Genomic DNA, 19,144 nt, shown 5'->3' with positions numbered 1-19,144 from the left:
CGACCGTCACCAGGCGCCGAAGGCCCGTTCGCCGTTGGCGCTGACGGCGGCGGCGAGCGCCGCCACGTCCATCCCCTTGACCTCGGCCAGGCAGCGGAGCGTCAGCGGGATCAGGTACGGCGCGTTCGGCCTGCCCCGGTGGGGCGTCGGCGGCAGGTAGGGTGCGTCGGTCTCGACCAGCACCAGCTCGGCCGGGGCCACCCGCGCCGCCTCCCGCAGGTAACCGGCGTTCTTGTACGTCACGGGGCCCGAGAACGACATGTAGTAGCCGGCCTCGGCGCACTGCTTGGCCAGCTCGGCGTCGCCGGAGAAGCTGTGGAACACCACGACGTCGGGAGCGCCCTGGTCGGCCAGCACGGCGATCACGTCGTCGTGCGCGTCACGGTCGTGGATCACCAGCGCCCTGCCGGTGCGCTTGGCGATCTCGATGTGCGCGCGGAAGCTCGCGTGCTGGTCCTCCCGCGACGCCCAGTCGCGGAAGTAGTCGAGCCCGGTCTCCCCCACGGCCCGTACGTGGGGCAGGCGGGCGAGCTCCTCGATCTCCGCGAGCACCTCAGGCGTCGCCGCGTGCGCCTCGTTGGGGTGGATGGCCACGCCCGCGTAGACGTCGCGGTGGTCGCCGGCCGTCTCGGCGTTCCATCGGGACGAGGGCAGGTCGTACCCGACGGTGACGAGCCGCGTCACGCCGACCGCCCGCGCCTCGTCGAGGATCGACTCGACCGTGGCGGCGGCCGCCTGGGCGGCCAGCGCCACGGGGTCGCCGGACGAGGCCTGCCGTCTGCCGACCATGATGTCCAGGTGGCAGTGGCTGTCGAACACCTCGCCCGGCAGCGGCTCGGGCGGCGGTGGGAGCTCGCTCACGACCGGCCCGTCAGGCGCTCTCGAGGCGCGGGAAGAGGATCTCGCCCTTGACGATCTCGGCCCCGGCGGGCAGCCGGCCCCAGGTGGCGGCGTCCGCGATGCGCTGGGCCGCGAGGGCGCCGAGATGCGGCTCGGCTCCCAGCGACGCCCAGAGCTTGGCGCTCGTCGTGGGCATGACCGGGTTGAGCAGGACCGCGATCGCGCGCAGCGACTCCGCCGCCGTGTAGAGGATCGTCGCCAGGCGCGCCTGGCCCTCGGGCGAGTCGTCCTTGGCGACCTTCCACGGGGCCTGCTCGCTCAGGTAGCCGTTGACCTGCTTCACGAAGTCGAAGACGGCGCCGAGGCCGCCCGCGAAGTCGAGGTGATCGCCGATCATGACGTCCGCCCGGGCGACCGCCGCGGCCAGCCCGTCCGCGATCGCCTGCTCCGCGGGACCGGCGTCCGTGGCCTCGGGCAGTGTGCCGTCGAAGTACTTGCCCACCATGGCGGCCACCCGCGAGGCGAGGTTGCCGAAGTCGTTGGCCAGCTCGGAGGTGTAGCGGGCGGTGAAGTCCTCCCAGGAGAACGAGCCGTCCTGCCCGAACGGGATCGCCCGCAGGAAGTAGTAGCGGTAGGCGTCGACGCCGAAGTGGCCGGTCAGCTCGCGGGGCGAGATGCCGGTGAGGTTCGACTTGCTCATCTTCTCGCCGCCGACCATGAGCCAGCCGTTGGCGAAGACCCGGCCCGGCAGCGACAGTCCGTTCGCCATGAGCATGGCCGGCCAGATGACCGCGTGGAACCGGAGGATGTCCTTGCCCACCAGGTGGACGTCGGCCGGCCAGGTGGTGTCGAACTTGGCCTGGTCGGCGCCGTACCCGACGGCGGTCGCGTAGTTGAGCAGCGCGTCGATCCACACGTAGATGACGTGCTTGGGGTCCCACGGGATCGGGATGCCCCAGTCGAACGTGGAACGGGAGATCGACAGGTCCTGGAGGCCCTGCCGGACGAACTGGACGACCTCGTTGCGTGCCGAGGCCGGCTGGATGAAGTCCGGGTTGGCCTCGTAGAACTCCAGCAGGCGAGGACCGTAGTCGGAGAGCCGGAAGAAGTAGTTCTCCTCCTTCAGCCACTCGACCGGCCGCTTGTGGATGGGGCACAGGTCGCCCTCGAGGAGCTCGCCCGGCGACTTGTACTCCTCGCAGGGCACGCAGTACGGCCCTTCGTAGCCGCCCTTGTAGATCTCGCCCTTGTCGTACAGGTCCTGCACGAACTCCTGCACGCGTTCGGTGTGCCGCGGCTCGGTGGTGCGGATGAAGTCGTCGTTGGCGATCTGGAGGTGCTCCCAGAGCGGCTTCCAGGACTCCTCGACGAGCTTGTCGCACCACTCCTGGGGAGTCACGCCGTTCGCCTCGGCCGTACGCATGATCTTCTGACCATGCTCGTCCGTGCCGGTGAGATACCACACCTTCTCGCCACGCTGACGGTGCCAGCGGGTGAGGACGTCACCCGCGACGGTCGTGTAGGCGTGGCCCAGGTGCGGGGCGTCGTTGACGTAGTAGATCGGCGTCGAGACGTAGAACGCCGACTCCCCGGATGCAGTCGTTCCTGTAGCCGCCATGTGCGAATCCTATCGGCCCGCGGGGGATGCCTCCCCTGGGTAAACGGCCGGTGGTCAGGCCACCGACTCGCGGTTGACGGCCTGCGCGGCCTCCTCGGCGGCGGACGCCGCGATGTCCGCCGGGGTCTCCCGGGAACGGCGGATGCCGAGGATGCTGATGAACAGCGACGCGAAGATCGTCTGGAAGCTCATGACGAACGCGGTGGCCGACGGCACGACCAGGCGCAGCGACTCGGCCGGGATCAGCTCGCCGAAGTTGCGGCCGCCCCAGTGGGCGAGCGAGGCGCCGAGGCCGGCGAGACCGGCGATGGCCAGGGCGCCGCCCGCGAGCAGGCCCTTCTCCAGCGTGACGATGTCGACGAGCTTGCGGATGCGCCGGTCCTCCGGCAGGAAGCCCTCCTCGGCCGCGTACACCTTGGTGAACAGCGCGAACAGCACGGCCTGGAAGCCGATCACCACCATCGCCGACGCGCCGACGAGGGTGTCGACGTCGAAGGCGAGCTTGCCGATGTAGACCGGGCCGAACGTCAGCGCCGCGCCGGCCAGCAGGCCGAGGCTCATCAGGACCAGGCCCGGGATGAAGAACAGCCAGCGGGGGCTGTACAGCAGCAGGAAGCGCAGGTGACGCCAGCCGTCCCGCCAGGAGCGCAGGTGCGGCGGGCGGGAGCGGCCGTCGGGCGACAGCGTCGTCGGCACCTCGCGGACGTCCAGGCCCTGCAGCGTGGCCTTGACGACCATCTCGGAGGCGAACTCCATGCCGCCGGTCTGCAGGCCGAGCCGCAGGATCGAGTCGCGGCGGAAGCCACGCAGGCCGCAGTGGAAGTCGCCGATCTCGCTCGGGAAGAACAGCCGGCCGATGAACGACAGGACCGGGTTGCCGAGGTAGCGGTGGAGCGGGGGCATGGCGCCCGGCGCGATGCCGCCGCGGAACCGGTTGCCCATCACCAGCTCCGCGCCGTCGCGCAGCTGCTCGACGAACGGCAGCAGGTTCGTGAAGTCATAGGAGTCGTCGGCGTCGCCCATGATGACGTACTTGCCACGGGCGGCCCGGACGCCGCCGATCAGGGCGTTGCCGTACCCCTTCTCGTCAACGTGGACGACACGGGCGCCCGCGTCGCGCGCGAGCTGCTGCGACCCGTCGGTGCTGCCGTTGTCGGCGATCACCACCTCGCCGTCGATCCCGTGCTCGCGCATGCTGGTGAGGGCCTTGCGCACACAGATCTCAACGGTCTCGGCCTCATTGAGGCATGGCATGACAACGGTAAGTTCCACGTCGCAACTCCTCGCATATGACGGCAGGACACCAATGATGCCCGCTTCCCCGTAGGGCCCGAGTCAAGTCCACAAAACGGCTGGCATTCTGTAACCATGGTCGCGGTCGCGGATCCTCCTTCAGTGGACGCCTCCCCGGTCGGCCGTTGGAAGCGCGCGGTCGCGCTCCTGCGCCGTCACCGGGTCTTCGCGCTGACCTGCGCGGCAGCGGCCGTGCTCAGGGTCGTCACCATGCTCGGGTTCGGCCCGGCCATGTGGTTCAACGACTCCTACGACTACGTGTCGGTCGCGCTGCGCCCACGGCCGCACCCGATCAGGCCCGACGGGTACAGCTTCTGGCTGTTGATCCTCAAGCCATTCCACAGTTTCGGGCTCGTCGTCTTCACTCAGCACGTCATGGGTCTCGCGGCGGCCGTGACGATCTATGCGTTGCTGACCAAGAGATTTGGCATCCCAGCTTGGGGGGCGACCCTCGCGGCCGCCCCCGTCCTGTTCGACGCGTACCAGATCGAGCTGGAACAGCTGGTCATGTCGGACACGATGTTCATCCTGCTGGTGGTGGGCGTCGTCACGCTCGTCCTGTGGCACCGGACGATGTCGTGGAAGACCGGGGCCGTCGTCGGGCTGCTGCTCGCGCTGACCGCGCTGACCCGGAGCATCGGCCTGCCGATCCTCGTGCTGATCGTGGCCTACCTGGTGGTGAAGCGGGCCGGCTGGCGGCCCGTCGTCGCGATGGTCGTGGCCTGCGCCGTCCCGGTCCTGGGGTACATGAGCTGGTTCAAGGCGGTGAACGGCCAGTTCGCGATGACCAACAGCGACGGCGTCATCCTCTACATGCGCACCGCGCTGTTCGCCGACTGCCACAAGATGAACATCGACTCCCGCAAGGAGCTCGAGCTCGCGCTGCTGTGCATCAACACGCCGCCGGACAAGCGGGCCCCGTCGGCCCAGGCGTACCTGTGGTGGGACGAGCAGAACCAGCTCCACGTCTTCGGCTCAGGCATGAAGTTCACGCCGCAGATCAACGCCGACGCGAGCACGTTCGCGAAGCGGGCGATCCTCTCCCAGCCCGGCGACTACGTCGCGGGGGTCGCCAAGGACTTCTTCCGCGCCTTCCGCTGGGACCGCCCGCAGTTCCCGGACGCCAAGACGTTCCTGCAGTACGAGTTCCGCAACGAGTACACGCGGAAGCTGCCGGCGTGGAGCTCCTACCACAGCACGACGGACCGGGACGCCGAGGCGTACGAGAACGGGCCGGCCGCCACCCACGTCGTCTCGCCCTGGTACGACATCATGGTCGGCTACCAGAAGGTGGTGCGCCTGCCCGGCATCGTGCTGGGGGTGCTGCTGCTCGTCGGCCTGTACGGCGTGGCCGTGCGGTGGCGCGAGCTCGGCGGGCCGGCGCTGCTGCCGTGGCTCGGCGCGGTGGGGCTCGTCCTCGCCCCGGCCGCGACGGCCGAGTTCGACTACCGCTACCTGCTCCCGGCGGTGCCGCTGGCGTGCATGGCCGCCGCCATCGCGCTCGCCGGCCTGCGCCGCCCGCGTCCCGAGGCGGTCGAGCCGCCCGCCGCCGCCGCCGTCCCCGAGCCCGCCTGACCCGCAGTACGTCCGGCCTTACCCGCGCGGCGGCCGGCCGTGCGCGGCAGCGGGGCGTGCGCGGGGGCCGGCCGGGTGCGGGGGGCTCAGACGGCGTGGACGGCGTTGTACACGTCGCGTTTGGGGACGCCGGCCGCCCGGGCCACGTCGGCGATCGCGTTCTTGCGCGGCACGCCCGACGCCTCCAGGCGGGCCACCTCGCCGACCAGGTCGTCGAGGCTCGGCGGCGTGAGGTCCGGCTCGCGCCCGCCCACGACCAGCGTGATCTCGCCCCTGACCTCGCCCGCCGCCCACGCGGCCAGCTCGCCGAGGCCGCCGCGCCGCACCTCCTCGTAGGTCTTGGTCAGCTCGCGGCAGACGGCGGCGGGCCGGTCAGGCCCGAACGCCTCGGCCATCGCCTCCAGGCAGGCGTGGAGCCGGTGCGGCGCCTCGAAGAACACCATCGTCCGCTCCTCGGCGGCCATGGCGGCGAACCGCCGGGCGCGCTCCCCCGGCTTGCGCGGCGGGAAGCCCTCGAAGCAGAACCGGTCGCTTGGCAGGCCCGACACGGCGAGGGCGGTCGTGACGGCCGACGGGCCGGGCAGCGCGGTGACCGCAATCCCCGCCTCGACGGCGAGGCGGGTCAGGCGGTAGCCGGGGTCGGACACGCCCGGCATCCCGGCGTCGGTGATCACCACGACGTCCTGCCCCTGGATCAGGGCCTCCACCAGTTCCTCGGCGCGAGCGGACTCGTTCGCGTCGTAGTAGGAGACGATCCGGCCCGTGAGGGCCACGTCGAGGTCGGACGCGAGCCTGCGCAGCCTGCGGGTGTCCTCGGCCGCGATCACGTCGGCCGCTCCGAGCACCTCGCGGAGCCGCGGCGACGCGTCCCCTGGCCTGCCGATAGGGGCTCCGGCGAGAATCAGCACCCATCCACCCTATGGCTGTGTGAAACGTTCATCGGCGAAAGGCCGGATATCCACAATCGGCGCGTAGGCCGTGTTCGCGCGGGTGCCTCGCCAGTACTCTGTCCGGGTGGCCGTGACCGACTTCTCACACAAGCCGTTCGAGCAGCCCGAGGAGGGCCCGGAGGACGCGCCTCCGCCGTCCGTGCGGGACAGGTTCGTCCCCGCGCTGCCCGGTAGTGGCATGTGGGGGTGGATCGGCCCGATCGCCGTCGCCCTGTTCGGCGCCGTCCTGCGGTTCATCCACCTGGGCACGCCCGACGCGGTGGTCTTCGACGAGACCTACTACGCGAAGGACGCGTTCGCCACGATCAGGTACGGCGTCGAGCGGCAGTTCGTCGAGGGCGCCGACAAGCTGATGCTGGCCGGCAACCAGAACATCTTCAAGCAGTGCGCCCAGGTCGACCAGTGCGCCTCCTACGTGGTGCATCCGCCGCTCGGCAAGTGGCTGATCGGCGTCGGTGAGATGATCTTCGGCCTCAACCCGTACGGCTGGCGCTTCGCCGCCGCGCTGCTCGGCTCGCTGTCGATCCTCATCCTGGCGAGGACGGCCCGCCGGATGACCAGGTCCACGCTGCTCGGGTGCGCGGCCGGGTTCCTGCTGGCCCTCGACGGCCTCCACTTCGTGCTCTCCCGCACGGCGCTGCTCGACATCTTCCTGATGTTCTGGGTGCTCGCCGCGTTCGCGTGCCTGGTCGCCGACCGCGACTGGGCGCGGCGCCGGATGGCCGACTGGTACGAGAGCGCGGCCGCGTCGGCCGACGGGTGGGGCCCGTCGCTCGGCTGGCGGCCCTGGCGGCTCGCGGCGGGCCTGTGCCTCGGCGCGGCGACGGCCACCAAGTGGACCGGCGTCCTCTACATCATCGCTTTCGCGATCATGTCGCTCGCGTGGGACATCGGGGCCCGGCGGGCGGCCGGAGTCAGGCGTCCGTACCTGGCGGTGCTCCGCCGCGACCTCCCACTGGCCGCCGCCTGGACCGCCGTGGTGCCCGTGGTCACCTACGTGGTGTCGTTCACCGGGTGGTTCGTCGGCGACAAGGGGTACGCCCGCAACTGGGCCGACGCCACCTCCGGCGGCCCGCTGCGCTTCGTCACCAGTTCGTTCGCGTCGTGGATCGACTATCAGCGGCAGGTCCTCAGCTTCCACACCGGCCTGGAGTCCACCCACCCGTACCAGTCGAGGCCCTGGCAGTGGCCGCTGCTGCTGCGCCCTGTGGCCTTCTTCTACGAGTCGCCCAAGACCTGCGGAGCGCCCTCCTGCTCGTCGGCCGTGCTCGGCGTGGGCACGCCGGTCATCTGGTTCGGCGGCCTGATCGCGCTGATCGCCATGATCGCGTGGTACGTGGCCACCCGGGACTGGCGCGCCGGTGCGGTGCTCGTCGGCTACGCCTTCGGCTGGCTGCCCTGGTTCTACTTCTCGCTCGCCGACAACCGGACGATGTTCCTGTTCTACGCCATGCCGATGGTGCCGTTCATGGTGCTCGCGATCGTGCTGGCGTTCGGGCTCATCATGGGGCCGGTGGACGCCGCCCGGCCCGGCCGGCGCGTCCTGGGGACGGTCGTGGTGGGCGCGTTCGTCCTGCTGGCCCTGGTCAACTTCGGCTGGCTCTACCCCATCCTCGCCGCCCAGGTCATCCCGTACGACGCCTGGCATGCCCGCATGCTCTTCCCGTCGTGGATCTGACCACCCGTAAGGTGGGGCGCGGGGGTGGTCGCCGGTGATACGCGGTCGTCGTCAACGATGGGTTCCATACGGCAGACTGCGGGTCATGCCTGCACCTGACGTCGCCGCGCTGCTGGCCCAGCTGGAGCGCTCCGAGCCGGACATCGCCGAGCCCGCGCGCGTGGCCGTCGAATGGCTGGCCGGCGGCGAGGCCCTGGAGACGATCAGCCAGCTCGACGTGTGCGAGTTCCTCTGGTACACGTTGCCGATCAAGGTGCCGGGCGACCAGACGACCATCGCGCGGGCGCTCGGCGAGCTGCTCAGGCTCGGCGGGATGGACCGCTACGCCGCCCTGTGCGACTCCCCCTCGACCGCCCGCATCCTGCGGACGTACGCGCGGGAGGGCGAGGAGGCCGGGGCCGCCGCCTACCAGGCCGCGCTCGAGGCCACCGGCGTGCTGCCCCCGGACATCCCCGAGCTGTCGTGGAGCTCGATCATGGGCCCGGAGGAGATGGGCGCCCACGTCGCCTGCGCCGCCGCCCTGGAGCTGGCCATCGTGTCGCGCGAGACCGTCGACCGCGAGGAGCTGACCCGGCGCTGGCTCACCGCCTCCCGCACCGAGCTGGGCGGCGACTGCTGGCTGCACCGGGTGCACGGGGAGCGGCTCAACCGGTGGGTGCTCGGGCGCGGCACCGCGCGGCGCGAGCTGGCCCAGCCGTTCGAGGTCCGGCTACACGCCCCCGTCCCGGCGCCCGCCGAGCCGTCCCTGGAGCCGGTGCGCTGGCTGCTCGGGCTGGCCCGCGGCGGGCTGCGCCTCACCGAACGGCTCAACCTGGCCCGGGCCGTGGCCGTCGACGCCGCCGACCGGTTCGGCTGGGACACCACGGCAGGCCGGGCCGTACGCGCAGAGGCCGACGTCGCCCCGCTGGGCGCGCTCAAGGAGATCGCGGTCGAGGAGCTCAAGGCGTTGCGCCGCAGCGGCAGGAGGCTCGTCCTCACCCCCACCGGGCGCGCCCTGCTGGACGACCCCGAGCGGTTGTGGGAAGCGGTCACCCCCGCGCTGCTCACCCCCGCGCCCGGCGAGCACGACTTCGAGGTCTCCATCCGGGAGTGCGCGCTGATGCTCCTCGTCGACAACGGCTCGCTGCCGTACGCCGAGCTGGGCGACCGGGTCGCGCGGGTGGTGAACGGCGAGGGCTGGCGCACGGCCGCGGGCGGCCAGGTGACGGCCGTCGACCTGGCGGGGCCGCTGGGCGAGCTGCGCCGCCGGCTCGACGCCCTTGGCCTGCGGGAGAGCTCGTCGTGGGACGCTCCGTGGCGGCTCACCTCTCCCGGCCGCTCCGCCGCCCTGGCCGCGCTGCGCGCCCAGGCCCTGCGCCCCCGCCAGTACGCCGGCCTCGGCTGAGGTCGGCGCACCGGCCGGCGGTCGCGCGGGACCCCGAGGCGCCTAGGTGCAGGTCAGGGCGGGATCCCGGGGCGCCGGAGGGTCAGCCCTCGCCTCACGTCGGCGCGGGACCCCGAAGCGCCGGACGGGGGTCAGCCCTCGGCGGAGACGGTGGTGTCGAGGCGCTGGACCTTGAGCTCGCCGGTGGCCGCGTCGACCTCCAGCCGCGCCTCGAACGGCCGGTCCTTGCCCGGCTCCGCGTCGGCGGTGGACCAGCCCTCGTCTCCCTGCGTGGCCGTGAACTGCCAGGACGGCCCGCCCTCGGACTCCACGACGATCTCCATCTGGACGTCGCCGGCGTCCTCCTTGTAGAGCGGGTCGATCGACGCCGGGTCGAGCCGCAGCTGGAATCTGCCGCCGGCGTCCGTCCTGCCTCGGGCGACGACCTTCGTGGGGACGTCGGCGCCCTCCTGGATCTTGTCGAGCTCGTCGCTCTTCGGCCAGGCCACGGCGAACACCGGGATGTCCGGGCGGGGCTGCCCGTCGGCCACGAGCGTGCCGAGGGCCACCGTGTCGCCCGACGCCGCCGGGTTCGCGGAAGCGGCCGGCGCGCCGGCGGACGCGGCGGGCTTCGCCACCCCTGACGGCTCCCCGGGCGCGTCCGCGCCACACGCCGTCACGGCGAGCGCCACCGCCGCCCCCACCAGCACCGTGGCAACCCGCATGCCTCCGCCCCTCCGCTCAGATCGTCTCCGCACGGCGACACAGACTACTGGTCCCGTTGATCTCCTCGTCCGGAAATCTCACTTCATGTGCTGATGAACCGTACCGGCGCGGGCCGCCCAGTCGGCCCTGACCAGCTCGTACTCCACCTCGCCATGCTCGGAGCCCTCGATGGGGTCCGGCCACCGCTCGTGGAACGTCCGGACGTACCGCAGCCCGCACTTCTCCATGACCCGTCGGGACGCGGTGTTGACCGCCATCGTCACCGCGACGACCCGCCGCACGCCCAGCTCCGCGAAGCCCTTGTCGATCAGCGCGCGGGAGCCCTCGGTGGCGTAGCCCTTCCCCCAGGCCGCCCGGTTGAGGCGGTAGCCGAGTTCGACCACACCCGGGTCGTCCTCGTCCAGGGGCCGGAACTCGAACCAGCCGAGGAACGCGCCCGTGGCCCTCTCCTCGGCCGCCCAGTAGCCCAGTCCGCTGAAGCGCTCGTAGTAGCCGAGGAAGCGGGGCAGGATCCGTCCCTCGACCTCCTCGCGGGGGATGGGCCGTCCCCCGGTCAGGAAGCGCATGACGGCGGGGTCGGCGTCCAGGGCGGCGAGGTCGTCAAGGTCGGTCTCGGCGAACCGGCGCAGCCTCAGCCGGTCCGTCTCCAGAAAGCTCGGCACCGTCCGATGCTCACGTAACCCCGCCCTCCGGGCCAACAGGTTTTGCGGGCGCCTCGTAGGCGGCGAGGACCGTGTCGAGCAGGCCGGGGAAGCGGCCGTCGAGGTCCTCCAGGCGCAGGGTCGTCCAGCGCCGGTTGCCGTCCTCGCGCTGGCGGATGAGCCCGGCCTCGCGCAGCACCCGGAAGTGGTGGGTCAGCGTCGAGGGCGCCACGTCCACGGGGAAGGTGCCGCAGGCCCGCTCGGGCTCGGCCCGCAGCGTGCGGACGATGGTCATCCGGGTCGGGTCGGACAGCGCGTGCAGTACGTCGAGCAGGTCGATCTCCTCGGCCTCCGGATGGACCAGCGCCGCTCGCCGCCGTTGCGTTCGGGGCATCCCGCACCTCTCTTTCGACATCCATCGTACATGTGTGGTACGACTTTCGTCGTACGACGAACAGCGAAAAAGGAGGACCGCCATGCGCGCGCTCGTGATGACCGGACCGTCCCAGGGCCCCGACCGCACCGAGATCCGGGAGATCGCCGAGCCAACGCCCGGGCCGGGAGAGGTGACCGTCGACGTCGCCCACGCCGGGATCAACTTCCTCGACGTGATGGCGCGCAGAGGCGACCCGGGGTACGTCGCCGCCTGGCCGTACGTCCCGGGCAAGGAGATCGCGGGCACGGTGCGGGAGGTCGGCCCGGGCGTCACGGACCTGTTCCCGGGACAGCGGGTGGCGGCGTTCACCTCCGGCGGCGGGCTGGCCGAGGTGGCGCTCGCGCGGGCCGCGCTCACGGTCCCGGTGCCTGCCGGCGTCCCGTCCGAGGTCGCGGCCTCGGCCCCGCTGATGCTGGCGAGCGCGCTGCTCCTGCTCACGGACGCCGGCCGCTTCAGGGCAGGGGAGACCGTGCTCGTCCACTCGGCGAGCGGCGGCGTCGGCTCGGCGGTCGCCCGGCTGGTCCCGGCTCTCGGCGGCGGGCGGCTGATCGGCACGGTCGGCCGTCCCGGCAAGGTCGCCGCGGCCCTCTCGGCCGGCTACGACGCGGCGGTCGCCCGGCACGACGCCGGCGTACGGCCGGAGACGCGAGGCGTGGCCGCCCCCGGCGCCCGCATCGTGCCGTCCGGCGACGTGGGCGGGGGCGCGAGCAGCGTCGATGCGGCGCATGGCATCGACAGGGACGTCACGCGCGCGGGCGGCGACCTGGCGGGGGCGATCCGGGCGGCGGCGGGTGGCGGGGTCGACCTGGCGGGGGCGATCCGGGCGGCGGCGGGCGGTGGGGTCGACCTGGCGGGGGCGATCCAGGCGGCGGCGGGCGGCGGGGTCGACCTGGTGCTCGACCCGCTCGGGACGGCCACCCTCGACCTCGACCTCGACGTGGCCGCCCCCGGCGCCCGCATCGTGCTGTTCGGCAACGCGGGCGGGGGCGCGATGGCCCCGCTTCCGTCGCAGGCGAGACTGAGGAGCGGCAACATCGGCGTCGTCGGATTCAGCATCAGCAGCCTGTCGGCCACGGCGCCGCACCGCGTGGCCGCCGCCCTTCGCCGCGTGCTGGACCTGATCGCCGAGGGACGGCTGGACGTCCCGGTCACCGAGGTCGGCTCGCTCGACGAGGTGCCCGCCGTCCACCAGCTCCTGGCCGAGGGCCGGGGCGAGGGCAAGTACGCGGCCAGGGTCGGCCGTCCCTTCTCCTGACCCCCTGCCGTATCGACGCGCATGTGCCCGTCGGCCGAAATTCGGTTGCGGCCCTGTTCGGCCAGGTGGTGGAGTGCCCGCATGACGGAGACCCCGGCCGGCGAGGAGTTCTCCGCCCTGGTCGCCCGCATCAGGGCGGATCCGGCCGTCGCCGGCGCCGTCCTCAGCGGCTCGCAGGCACGGCGCGGCATGGCCACCCACCGCTCCGACTACGACGTCTACGTCATCACCAGCGGCGACGGGACGGTTGCCGAGGAGCGTCGTGACTCCCGGCTGGACGTCGTGGTGATGTCGCTGGAGGAGTTCCGCACGCACGCGATGCCGGGGTCGGGCTCGGAGTGGAACAGGTACGCCTTCGCCCACGCCCACGTGCTGAAGGATCGGCCGGACGGCCTCGTCGGCGAGCTCGTCTCCCGCAAGGGGACGCTGTCGGCCGAGGAGTCCGGCGAGACGGCCGCACACGCTGTGGGCGGCTTCGTCAACGCCGTCTACCGATGGCTGAAGAACCACCGCGACGCGCGGGCCGTCGAAGCCCGCCTGGACGCCGCGGAGAGCATCCCTCCCCTGCTGACGTGCGCCTTCGCCCTCGAAGGCCGGGTCCGTCCCTACAACAAGTACCTGGCGTGGGAGCTGCGCACCCATCCTCTCGACGCGTCCGCGTGGCGTCACGACCGACTGCTGCCCCTCCTGGAGGCCGTCCTGTCGGACGCCGACCCGCGGACCGCCCGACGGCTCTTTCTCGACCTGGAGCCACTGGCCCGCGCCGCCGGTCACGGTCCGGTGCTGGACGCCTGGGGCGACGACCTCCACGTCCTCCGCCACGGCCCGAACTGACGTCTACCAGGGCCTATACCTCCCCTATACCGCCCTGTCCGATGCTCTGGGCGAGGGTGGTGCGCCACTGCCACGCACAGGGGAGGTGGCAGTGATCGCCGGCCTCCGGCCCCGATCGTCGATCCGTGAGCCGTGACTCGCGGCCAGGGAGAGGAAAGCAATGACGACAGTGAAGAGACGTGCCGGCGCCGCCACCGCGGTGGCCATGATGGCGATGACGGCCTCGGTGTTCATCATCGCCGAACCGGCCAGCGCGGTCACCTGCTCCGTCACTCCCGCGCCGGGAGTGAGCGCCGTCTCCATCCGGTCGCAGAAGAGCACGTCAACCGGCTACGTCACCAGCACGCTCTACGCGGGCCAGTACCTCCCTTCGCTGTGCCAGAGCGAGAGCGGCGGCTACTACAGCTCGTGCGGCGGGTCCAGCTACTGGATCTACATTCCGGGCGAGCTCAACTTCCCCAGATGGGTCGCGGCGGCGTGCGTGCGGCTCGTGAAGGACCGGGTCGGCACCTGACCCCGCGGCGTGCGGCTCCTCCCAGGGCCTGAGGCATAAGATCCATTCCCTCGGCTGAGCAGAAAGGCCGGTCCCGCGGCGCGGGACCGGCCTCGCCGGCGCCTGGGGGACTCGCGTCAGATTCGGACGCTTGTCGGTCTACCGATGTTGTCGCCAGGCTGCGGCGCACACCTCTATCCAGGTCGCGAGGTCAGGCACGTCATCGATCGTGAGTAGCGAGTACGGCGGGGAGCCGGCCAATCGTGCGACATGTGTGAACGCGTGGTCCGGTGCGAAAAGAAGTAGCCGACCGTCGTCCCGATGTGCCAGCGTCAGGTTCCCGTTGGCCTCCACGGCGACGGCGTAGTACTCATCGGGGTTGATGGGTACTTCCAGGCCGGCGTCTTCCCAGAGCCACGCATAGTCGGTGAGTACATCTGCGATGCCTAGGCGGGCCGCATCAACCGTGAGCACCTCATTCTGGTTGTTCCACCAGGTGGCGGGCTCATGGAACCTTTCGACGATCCCGCCGCAGAGCTTCCAGAAGCTCTTGTGAGTCTGGGAGACGGAATCGCCGTCCACGTCGCGAGGCGGGCGGCAGAGCCATCCCCGTCGGTCGTCCGGTGATCCCCATGCCAGCAACTCAAAGGCATTGCTTCCGACGGAGACAGGCGTGAGGGTCGTCGATTGAAGCAGAGCAGACAGTTCGGGCAAGTCGTCGATCGATCCGCGGGTCCACGGCTGTGCCTCGCCCACTGCAGCGCTCTCTCCGGGTTGGAGGAACCACGAAACCTCGTGGAGGAACCGCTCCCAGTCGCTCATGGCACCAAATGGTGGCAGCGATATCTTCGTCCATAGGTCAGGGGGCCGAGCGTCCGCTCACACTCCCACTGGTTAGGCGGCCTCGATGATTGCTGCCGCGAGTCGGCTCATGTTGTCCACCAACGCACCGACAGTGCTCCGGCGTTGACCCCGGCCCGGCCGGGCTCTCAGCCGTGAGGCTCGATCTCGGGGGTCATGGGGAAGGTGATGCGGTGGGTGTCGCCGCCCTTCGAACCGCCTGCCTCGACCACTTCGAGGACCGGTTCGCCGTCCTTGCTGTTACGGGTGATCTGGACCAGGATCTCCACGTCGACGGTGCCGACGCTGAAGCGCATCTCCTCGCCCAGGACCTCGGCCCTGATGCGCGCCTTGCCGATCTCACCTCGGATCACGTCTATCGCGTCAGCCAGTGACAGCGCCTCGTGTGCCATCCGTCCCTCCCCGCGTCGCTCCCTGTGAACGGCCGATCGGTGTCATTCCCGCTCAAAAGCCAGGGGTGCCGGGACCTCGGTATGCATCGCCCCAAGCTTCTGGGGTGTCCGCCGGCTCCGTGTCGGGCGGACGCCGGGGGGAATGGAGCCAGTGTGGAGCACAGAGACTTCTTCGGCAGGGTGGCCGAGCGCAGCGGCCTGTCGCGTGAGGAGGCGGCGGATCTGAGCCGCGCGACGCTGGAGGTTCTGGGAGACCGTCTCAGCGCCACGGAGGCTCAGCATCTCGCGCTCGAACTTCCGGAGCCTCTCCGGGAGTCGATCCACGTCGGTGATCCGATCCAGCGGTTCGGTTTCCGCGAGTTCGTCTCGCGGATCAGCAAACGCACAGGGCTGACCGCGGTGGAGACGAGGGGAGGGATCCGGGCCGTCCTGCTGACGCTGCGGGACGCTGTTCCGGACGAGACCTTCGACCATGCCATATCGCAGCTGCCGGCCGAGTTCCAGCAGGCCGCGGAGTAAGCCGTACGGCCGGGGCGGTGCGTCAGTGGTGGAAGCTCGTCCCCTCCTCTGGGCCGAACATGGGCCCTGGCTGCTTGCGCAGCCACGGCAACAGACCCCGGAGGTCGTCGACCAGCCGGTCGGCCAGGTCGAGCGAGAACCCGTTGCGGCACACCACCCGCAGCACCTGCAGATCCTGCCGGTTGGGCGGGAAGGTGTAGGCCGGCACCAGCCAGCCCCACTCCCGGAGCCGCCGCGAGACGTCGTAGACGTTGAAACGGGTGACGTCGTCGGTGGTGGTGAAGGCGAACACCGGCAGCTGGTCGCCACGTGTGAGGAGCCGGAAGCAGCCGAGCCCTTCGATCTGCCGGGCGAGGTGCGTCGCCACCTCCCGGAGGGCGCCCTGCACCTGGCGGAAGCCCTCGTGGCCGAGCCGGAGGAAGTTGTAGTACTGGGCGACGACCTGCGATCCGGGCCGGGAGAAGTTGAGCGTGAACGTCGCCACGTCACCGCCGAGATAGTTCACGTGCTCCACCAGATCCCCGGGGAGCGCCTCCCGGTCCCGCCAGAGGACCCATCCGAGTCCCGGGTAGACCATCCCGTACTTGTGACCGGAGACGTTGATGGAGGCGACCCTCGGAAGGCGGAAGTCCCACACCAGGTCCGGCTCGAGGAAGGGGGCGATCATCCCTCCCGACGCGGCGTCCACGTGCACGGGCACGGACCATCCCGTGCGTTCCTCGAGAGCGTCGAGTGCCGCGCAGATGTCGGCGACCGGCTCGTAGCTTCCGTCCATCGTGGAGCCCAGGACGGTGACGACGCCGATGGTGTTCTCGTCGCACTGCCCAGCGGCCTCTTCGGCGCCCAGGTGGAACCGGTCGCCCTCCATCGGGACGAGGCGGGGCTCCACTTCCCAGTAATTGCAGAACTTCTTCCAGCACACCTGGATGTTGACGCCCATCACCAGGTTGGGACGCGCCCCGGCGGCGTAGCGGTCGGGGTTGCGATGCACCCAGCGGCGTTTCAGCGCCATCCCGCCGAGCATGCACGCTTCGCTGGATCCGATGGTGGACGTCCCGAGTGAGGCGTCGGGGTCGGGGGCGTTCCACAGGTGGCGGAGCATCGGAATGCAGCGCTGCTCAAGCTCGGCCGTCGCGGGATACTCGTCCCTGTCGACGAGGTTCCTGTCGGCGGTGTCGCCCATCAGCGCGTGCGCCTCCGGCTCCATCCAGGTGCTGACGAAGGTGGCCAGGTTCAGCCGCGGGTTCCCGTCCAGCATCAGCTCGTCACGGATGAGCCGTGACACGGCGGAGGGCGTCATGGGCCCTTCGGGAAGCCGGCGCCGCGGCGGCACCGCCGTGATTCCGGAGGCGGGGTCGGTCACCCCGAACAGCGGATTGACCCATACGGGCCGTTGCCTGGCCTGCCTGTTCTCCTGTGACGTCACCCCGTCCACACTCCCCTCCGGCCGATCCCCTGAGTGAGTCTGGCAGGCGGCGGCTACAGACCGGGCAGAAGGCGACTAAAGACGCAGTACTGACACTTATATCATTTAGGCGGTTTTGGGGTAAAAGGGTGCATTTCGAACATTCCGGGTTTGACGACGGTGTATGTCGACTCCGGCACCTCAAGCCACAGTCCGGGCAGGTCGCGCAGGGGTTCGGACACGACCACCCGTGCCTCGTCGGAGATCTCCAGGAGCTCGAACACCTCCGGATGCAGCTTCCGGAGGCTCTCCATGTTGGTGCTGTGAAAGAGCGACCGCGAGTGGCGCTCGGTGGAGTAGCGGAAGGACCACAGCCGCTCGCCGTTGGATGTCGACAGGGACATCTGGACCGGGTGTTCCACGTTGTGACTCCAGCCCGTCCTCTCCACGAGACCCGCCATCCGCTCCACCGCTCCCGGCGGGTCCTCCTGCAGCCCCAGCGTGAGCGCCAGGAAGAACATCACCTCCGAGTCGGTGGACCCCTCGATCGACGGGTACAGCTCCGGGGCGATGGCCATCACGAGGTCCCGTTTGAGGCGGCTGAACTCGGAGATCACGCCGTTGTGCATCCAGATCCAGGTGCCGTAGCGGAACGGGTGGCAGTTCGTCTGCTGTATCGCCGTCCCAGAAGACGCGCGCACATGCGCCATGAACAGCGGTGACCGGACATGGCGGGCGAGTTCGCGAAGGTTGCGGTCGCCCCACGCGGGCTTGGTGTCCTTGAACACCGCGGGCGATACGCCGTAGTCAGCGTAGTAGCCGACGCCGAACCCGTCGCCGTTCACCGTCTCATCGCCGTACCTGGCGTGGAGGCTCTGGTCGATCAGTGAGTGCTCCGGCTCGTAGATCAGCTTCTCCATGGCGATCGGCGAACCGGTATAGGCCAGCCAGCGGCACATATGTCCTGTCTACCCCGACCCGGCCGACGGAACTCCCGGACGAACGCGCCAGGCGGATCGCGGCCGTCACATCAGCTCGTCCAGCATCCCGTGCAGGTGGGCCGCAGCGACCTCGATGTCGGTGTACTTCAACCGCGCGGCCCGTACTTCCGCCGCGATGACGCCGCATCGGTGCACCTTCTCGAAGTCCGCGAAGGGGAACTTGTAGTGCCCCTTGTTGTCCTCGTCCTGGTCGTCGTCCAGGCCCAGATACCACTTCCCGTACTCGCCGAATCCGTGTTGCTTGATGAACGCGTTCTCCCGGGCGGCGGAGGGCTGGTGCTCGCTCCAGTCGTCCATCGAGTCCAGCGCGACCCGCTTCTGCCTGATCAGGCCCTTGGCGTGGTCGAACGCCCGCTGATTCAGCTTCACCGCCATGGCAGGTCCCCGATCTGCCGTTCCCGCGCGCCTCGGTCCGACGCGCGGCGAGGCTCAGAGCGTTTCGAGCGGCCGCCGCGAGAGCGGCGGCGGGAATGCCGCGTCAAGCAGCAGAAGATCGTCGTGAGTGAGGTGGATGCCCAGGGCCGCCGCATTGTGCCGTACGTGAGCGGGGTCGCCCGACTTCGGTATCGCGATCACGCCGTCGTTCCTGAGCACCCATGCCAGGGCGACCTGCGCCGGGGTGACCTCGTGCCGGTCGGCCACGTCGAAGAGCGCCTGATGGTCCAGCAACCGGCCCTGCTCGATCGGCGAGTACGCCATGATCGGCAGGCCCCGCTCGTGGCACCAGGGGATCAGCTCGTACTCGGGACCGCGCCTTGTGAGGTTGTACAGGATCTGGTCGGTCTGCACGGCCGCGCCTCCGGGGAGCGCGACGACCTCCTCCATGTCGGAGACGTCGAAGTTGCTGACTCCCCAGTGCCTGACCAGCCCCGCGGCGACAAGTTGCTCGAAGGCGGCGAGGGTCTCCTCCAGCGGGACCGGGCCCCGCCAGTGGAGCAGGTAGAGATCCAGCCGGTCGGTCCCGAGACGCCGCAGGCTGCCCTCGCAGGCGGCGACGGTGCCCTCCCGGGTCGCGTTGCGCGGCAGTACCTTGCCGACCAGGAAGACCTCGTCCCTGTGGCCGGCGACCGCCTCCCCGACCAGCCGTTCGGCGCGGCCGTCGGCGTACATCTCGGCGGTGTCGATCAGCGTCATGCCGAGCTCCACGCCCAGCCGCAACGCCCTGATCTCCGTTTCCCGCAGCGACCGGTCCTCGGCCATCCGCCAGGTTCCCTGGCCGAGGACCGGGACCTCCTCGCCGGACGGAAGCTTGGTCGTACGCACG

Annotated in this window: 20 protein-coding genes; 7 read left to right on the top strand and 13 right to left on the bottom strand. The window is 70.6% G+C overall.

What is annotated here, in order from left to right; translation table 11 throughout:
- Nucleotides 1-6: 6 nt before the first annotated feature.
- The 3 genes from Mco01_RS34490 to Mco01_RS34480 are packed head-to-tail and all read right to left on the bottom strand — an operon-like array spanning nucleotide 7 to nucleotide 3,712.
- Complete coding sequence (locus Mco01_RS34490) at nucleotides 7-861, bottom strand: TatD family hydrolase (protein ID WP_204061011.1); 855 nt, start codon at nucleotides 859-861, stop codon at nucleotides 7-9.
- Between the two features lie 10 nt (nucleotides 862-871).
- A complete protein-coding gene (gene metG / locus Mco01_RS34485; RefSeq protein ID WP_204061010.1) occupies nucleotides 872-2,458 on the bottom strand; it encodes a methionine--tRNA ligase in 1,587 nt (528 codons plus the stop codon).
- Between the two features lie 54 nt (nucleotides 2,459-2,512).
- Nucleotides 2,513-3,712, bottom strand: a complete 1,200-nt coding sequence (locus tag Mco01_RS34480; protein ID WP_239104131.1) for a glycosyltransferase — start codon at nucleotides 3,710-3,712, stop codon at nucleotides 2,513-2,515.
- Between the two features lie 114 nt (nucleotides 3,713-3,826).
- Between Mco01_RS34480 and Mco01_RS34475 the strand changes: the two genes are divergently transcribed.
- Entirely contained in the window at nucleotides 3,827-5,326 is a 1,500-nt protein-coding gene (locus Mco01_RS34475) for a hypothetical protein (protein ID WP_204061008.1), read from the top strand.
- A gap of 86 nt (nucleotides 5,327-5,412) precedes the next feature.
- On the opposite strand, the gene rsmI is transcribed toward Mco01_RS34475, so the two are convergent.
- Entirely contained in the window at nucleotides 5,413-6,234 is an 822-nt protein-coding gene (gene rsmI / locus Mco01_RS34470) for a 16S rRNA (cytidine(1402)-2'-O)-methyltransferase (protein WP_204061007.1), read from the bottom strand.
- Between the two features lie 106 nt (nucleotides 6,235-6,340).
- On the opposite strand from rsmI, the gene Mco01_RS34465 reads away from it, so the two are divergent.
- A complete protein-coding gene (locus tag Mco01_RS34465; RefSeq protein WP_204061006.1) occupies nucleotides 6,341-7,954 on the top strand; it encodes a dolichyl-phosphate-mannose--protein mannosyltransferase in 1,614 nt (537 codons plus the stop codon).
- A gap of 85 nt (nucleotides 7,955-8,039) precedes the next feature.
- The gene (locus Mco01_RS34460) at nucleotides 8,040-9,338 is read left to right on the top strand and encodes a hypothetical protein (protein WP_204061005.1); all 1,299 of its coding nucleotides are present in this window, start codon (nucleotides 8,040-8,042) and stop codon (nucleotides 9,336-9,338) included.
- Between the two features lie 131 nt (nucleotides 9,339-9,469).
- Here the strand turns inward: Mco01_RS34460 and Mco01_RS34455 are convergent, their stop codons facing one another.
- From Mco01_RS34455 to Mco01_RS34445, 3 genes are all read right to left on the bottom strand, one after another.
- A complete protein-coding gene (locus Mco01_RS34455; RefSeq protein ID WP_204061004.1) occupies nucleotides 9,470-10,042 on the bottom strand; it encodes a hypothetical protein in 573 nt (190 codons plus the stop codon).
- 78 nt (nucleotides 10,043-10,120) lie between these two features.
- On the bottom strand, nucleotides 10,121-10,705 hold the full coding sequence (locus tag Mco01_RS34450; protein ID WP_204061003.1) for a GNAT family N-acetyltransferase: 585 nt from the start codon (nucleotides 10,703-10,705) through the stop codon (nucleotides 10,121-10,123).
- Nucleotides 10,706-10,715: 10 nt separating this feature from the next.
- Nucleotides 10,716-11,078: an ArsR/SmtB family transcription factor gene (locus Mco01_RS34445; protein WP_204061002.1), complete on the bottom strand. Its 363-nt coding sequence runs from the start codon at nucleotides 11,076-11,078 to the stop codon at nucleotides 10,716-10,718.
- An 82-nt stretch (nucleotides 11,079-11,160) separates the two neighbouring features.
- Between Mco01_RS34445 and Mco01_RS34440 the strand changes: the two genes are divergently transcribed.
- From Mco01_RS34440 to Mco01_RS34430, 3 genes are all read left to right on the top strand, one after another.
- Nucleotides 11,161-12,375: a quinone oxidoreductase family protein gene (locus Mco01_RS34440; protein WP_204061001.1), complete on the top strand. Its 1,215-nt coding sequence runs from the start codon at nucleotides 11,161-11,163 to the stop codon at nucleotides 12,373-12,375.
- A gap of 81 nt (nucleotides 12,376-12,456) precedes the next feature.
- Nucleotides 12,457-13,209, top strand: coding sequence for a nucleotidyltransferase domain-containing protein (locus Mco01_RS34435; RefSeq protein WP_204061000.1), 753 nt, complete (start codon nucleotides 12,457-12,459; stop codon nucleotides 13,207-13,209).
- A gap of 160 nt (nucleotides 13,210-13,369) precedes the next feature.
- Nucleotides 13,370-13,723, top strand: a complete 354-nt coding sequence (locus Mco01_RS34430; RefSeq protein ID WP_204060999.1) for a hypothetical protein — start codon at nucleotides 13,370-13,372, stop codon at nucleotides 13,721-13,723.
- A gap of 138 nt (nucleotides 13,724-13,861) precedes the next feature.
- Here Mco01_RS34430 and Mco01_RS34425 read toward each other — a convergent pair whose 3' ends face one another.
- Nucleotides 13,862-14,524 (bottom strand): hypothetical protein, encoded by a 663-nt coding sequence (locus Mco01_RS34425; protein WP_204060998.1) that lies wholly within the window; start codon nucleotides 14,522-14,524, stop codon nucleotides 13,862-13,864.
- Nucleotides 14,525-14,691: 167 nt separating this feature from the next.
- A complete protein-coding gene (locus Mco01_RS34420; RefSeq protein ID WP_204060997.1) occupies nucleotides 14,692-14,955 on the bottom strand; it encodes a trypco2 family protein in 264 nt (87 codons plus the stop codon).
- A 153-nt stretch (nucleotides 14,956-15,108) separates the two neighbouring features.
- Here Mco01_RS34420 and Mco01_RS34415 point away from each other — a divergent pair, with 153 nt between their 5' ends.
- Nucleotides 15,109-15,474 carry a DUF2267 domain-containing protein gene (locus Mco01_RS34415; RefSeq protein WP_204060996.1) on the top strand — a complete coding sequence of 122 codons (366 nt, stop codon included), beginning with the start codon at nucleotides 15,109-15,111 and terminating at the stop codon, nucleotides 15,472-15,474.
- A 22-nt stretch (nucleotides 15,475-15,496) separates the two neighbouring features.
- Here Mco01_RS34415 and gad read toward each other — a convergent pair whose 3' ends face one another.
- The 4 genes from gad to Mco01_RS34395 form a co-directional block, all read right to left on the bottom strand.
- A complete protein-coding gene (gad, locus tag Mco01_RS34410) occupies nucleotides 15,497-16,900 on the bottom strand; it encodes a glutamate decarboxylase (RefSeq protein ID WP_239104130.1) in 1,404 nt (467 codons plus the stop codon).
- Between the two features lie 101 nt (nucleotides 16,901-17,001).
- Nucleotides 17,002-17,838 (bottom strand): class II glutamine amidotransferase, encoded by an 837-nt coding sequence (locus Mco01_RS34405; protein WP_204060995.1) that lies wholly within the window; start codon nucleotides 17,836-17,838, stop codon nucleotides 17,002-17,004.
- A gap of 66 nt (nucleotides 17,839-17,904) precedes the next feature.
- On the bottom strand, nucleotides 17,905-18,255 hold the full coding sequence (locus Mco01_RS34400) for a hypothetical protein (protein WP_204060994.1): 351 nt from the start codon (nucleotides 18,253-18,255) through the stop codon (nucleotides 17,905-17,907).
- Between the two features lie 54 nt (nucleotides 18,256-18,309).
- Entirely contained in the window at nucleotides 18,310-19,143 is an 834-nt protein-coding gene (locus Mco01_RS34395; protein WP_204060993.1) for an aldo/keto reductase, read from the bottom strand.
- Nucleotide 19,144 lies beyond the last annotated feature (1 nt).

Source organism: Microbispora corallina (assembly GCF_016863035.1).
Taxonomy (GTDB): domain Bacteria; phylum Actinomycetota; class Actinomycetes; order Streptosporangiales; family Streptosporangiaceae; genus Microbispora; species Microbispora corallina.
The sequence above is the reverse complement of the archived record's forward strand: the minus strand, read 5'-3'. Positions and strand labels throughout refer to the sequence as shown.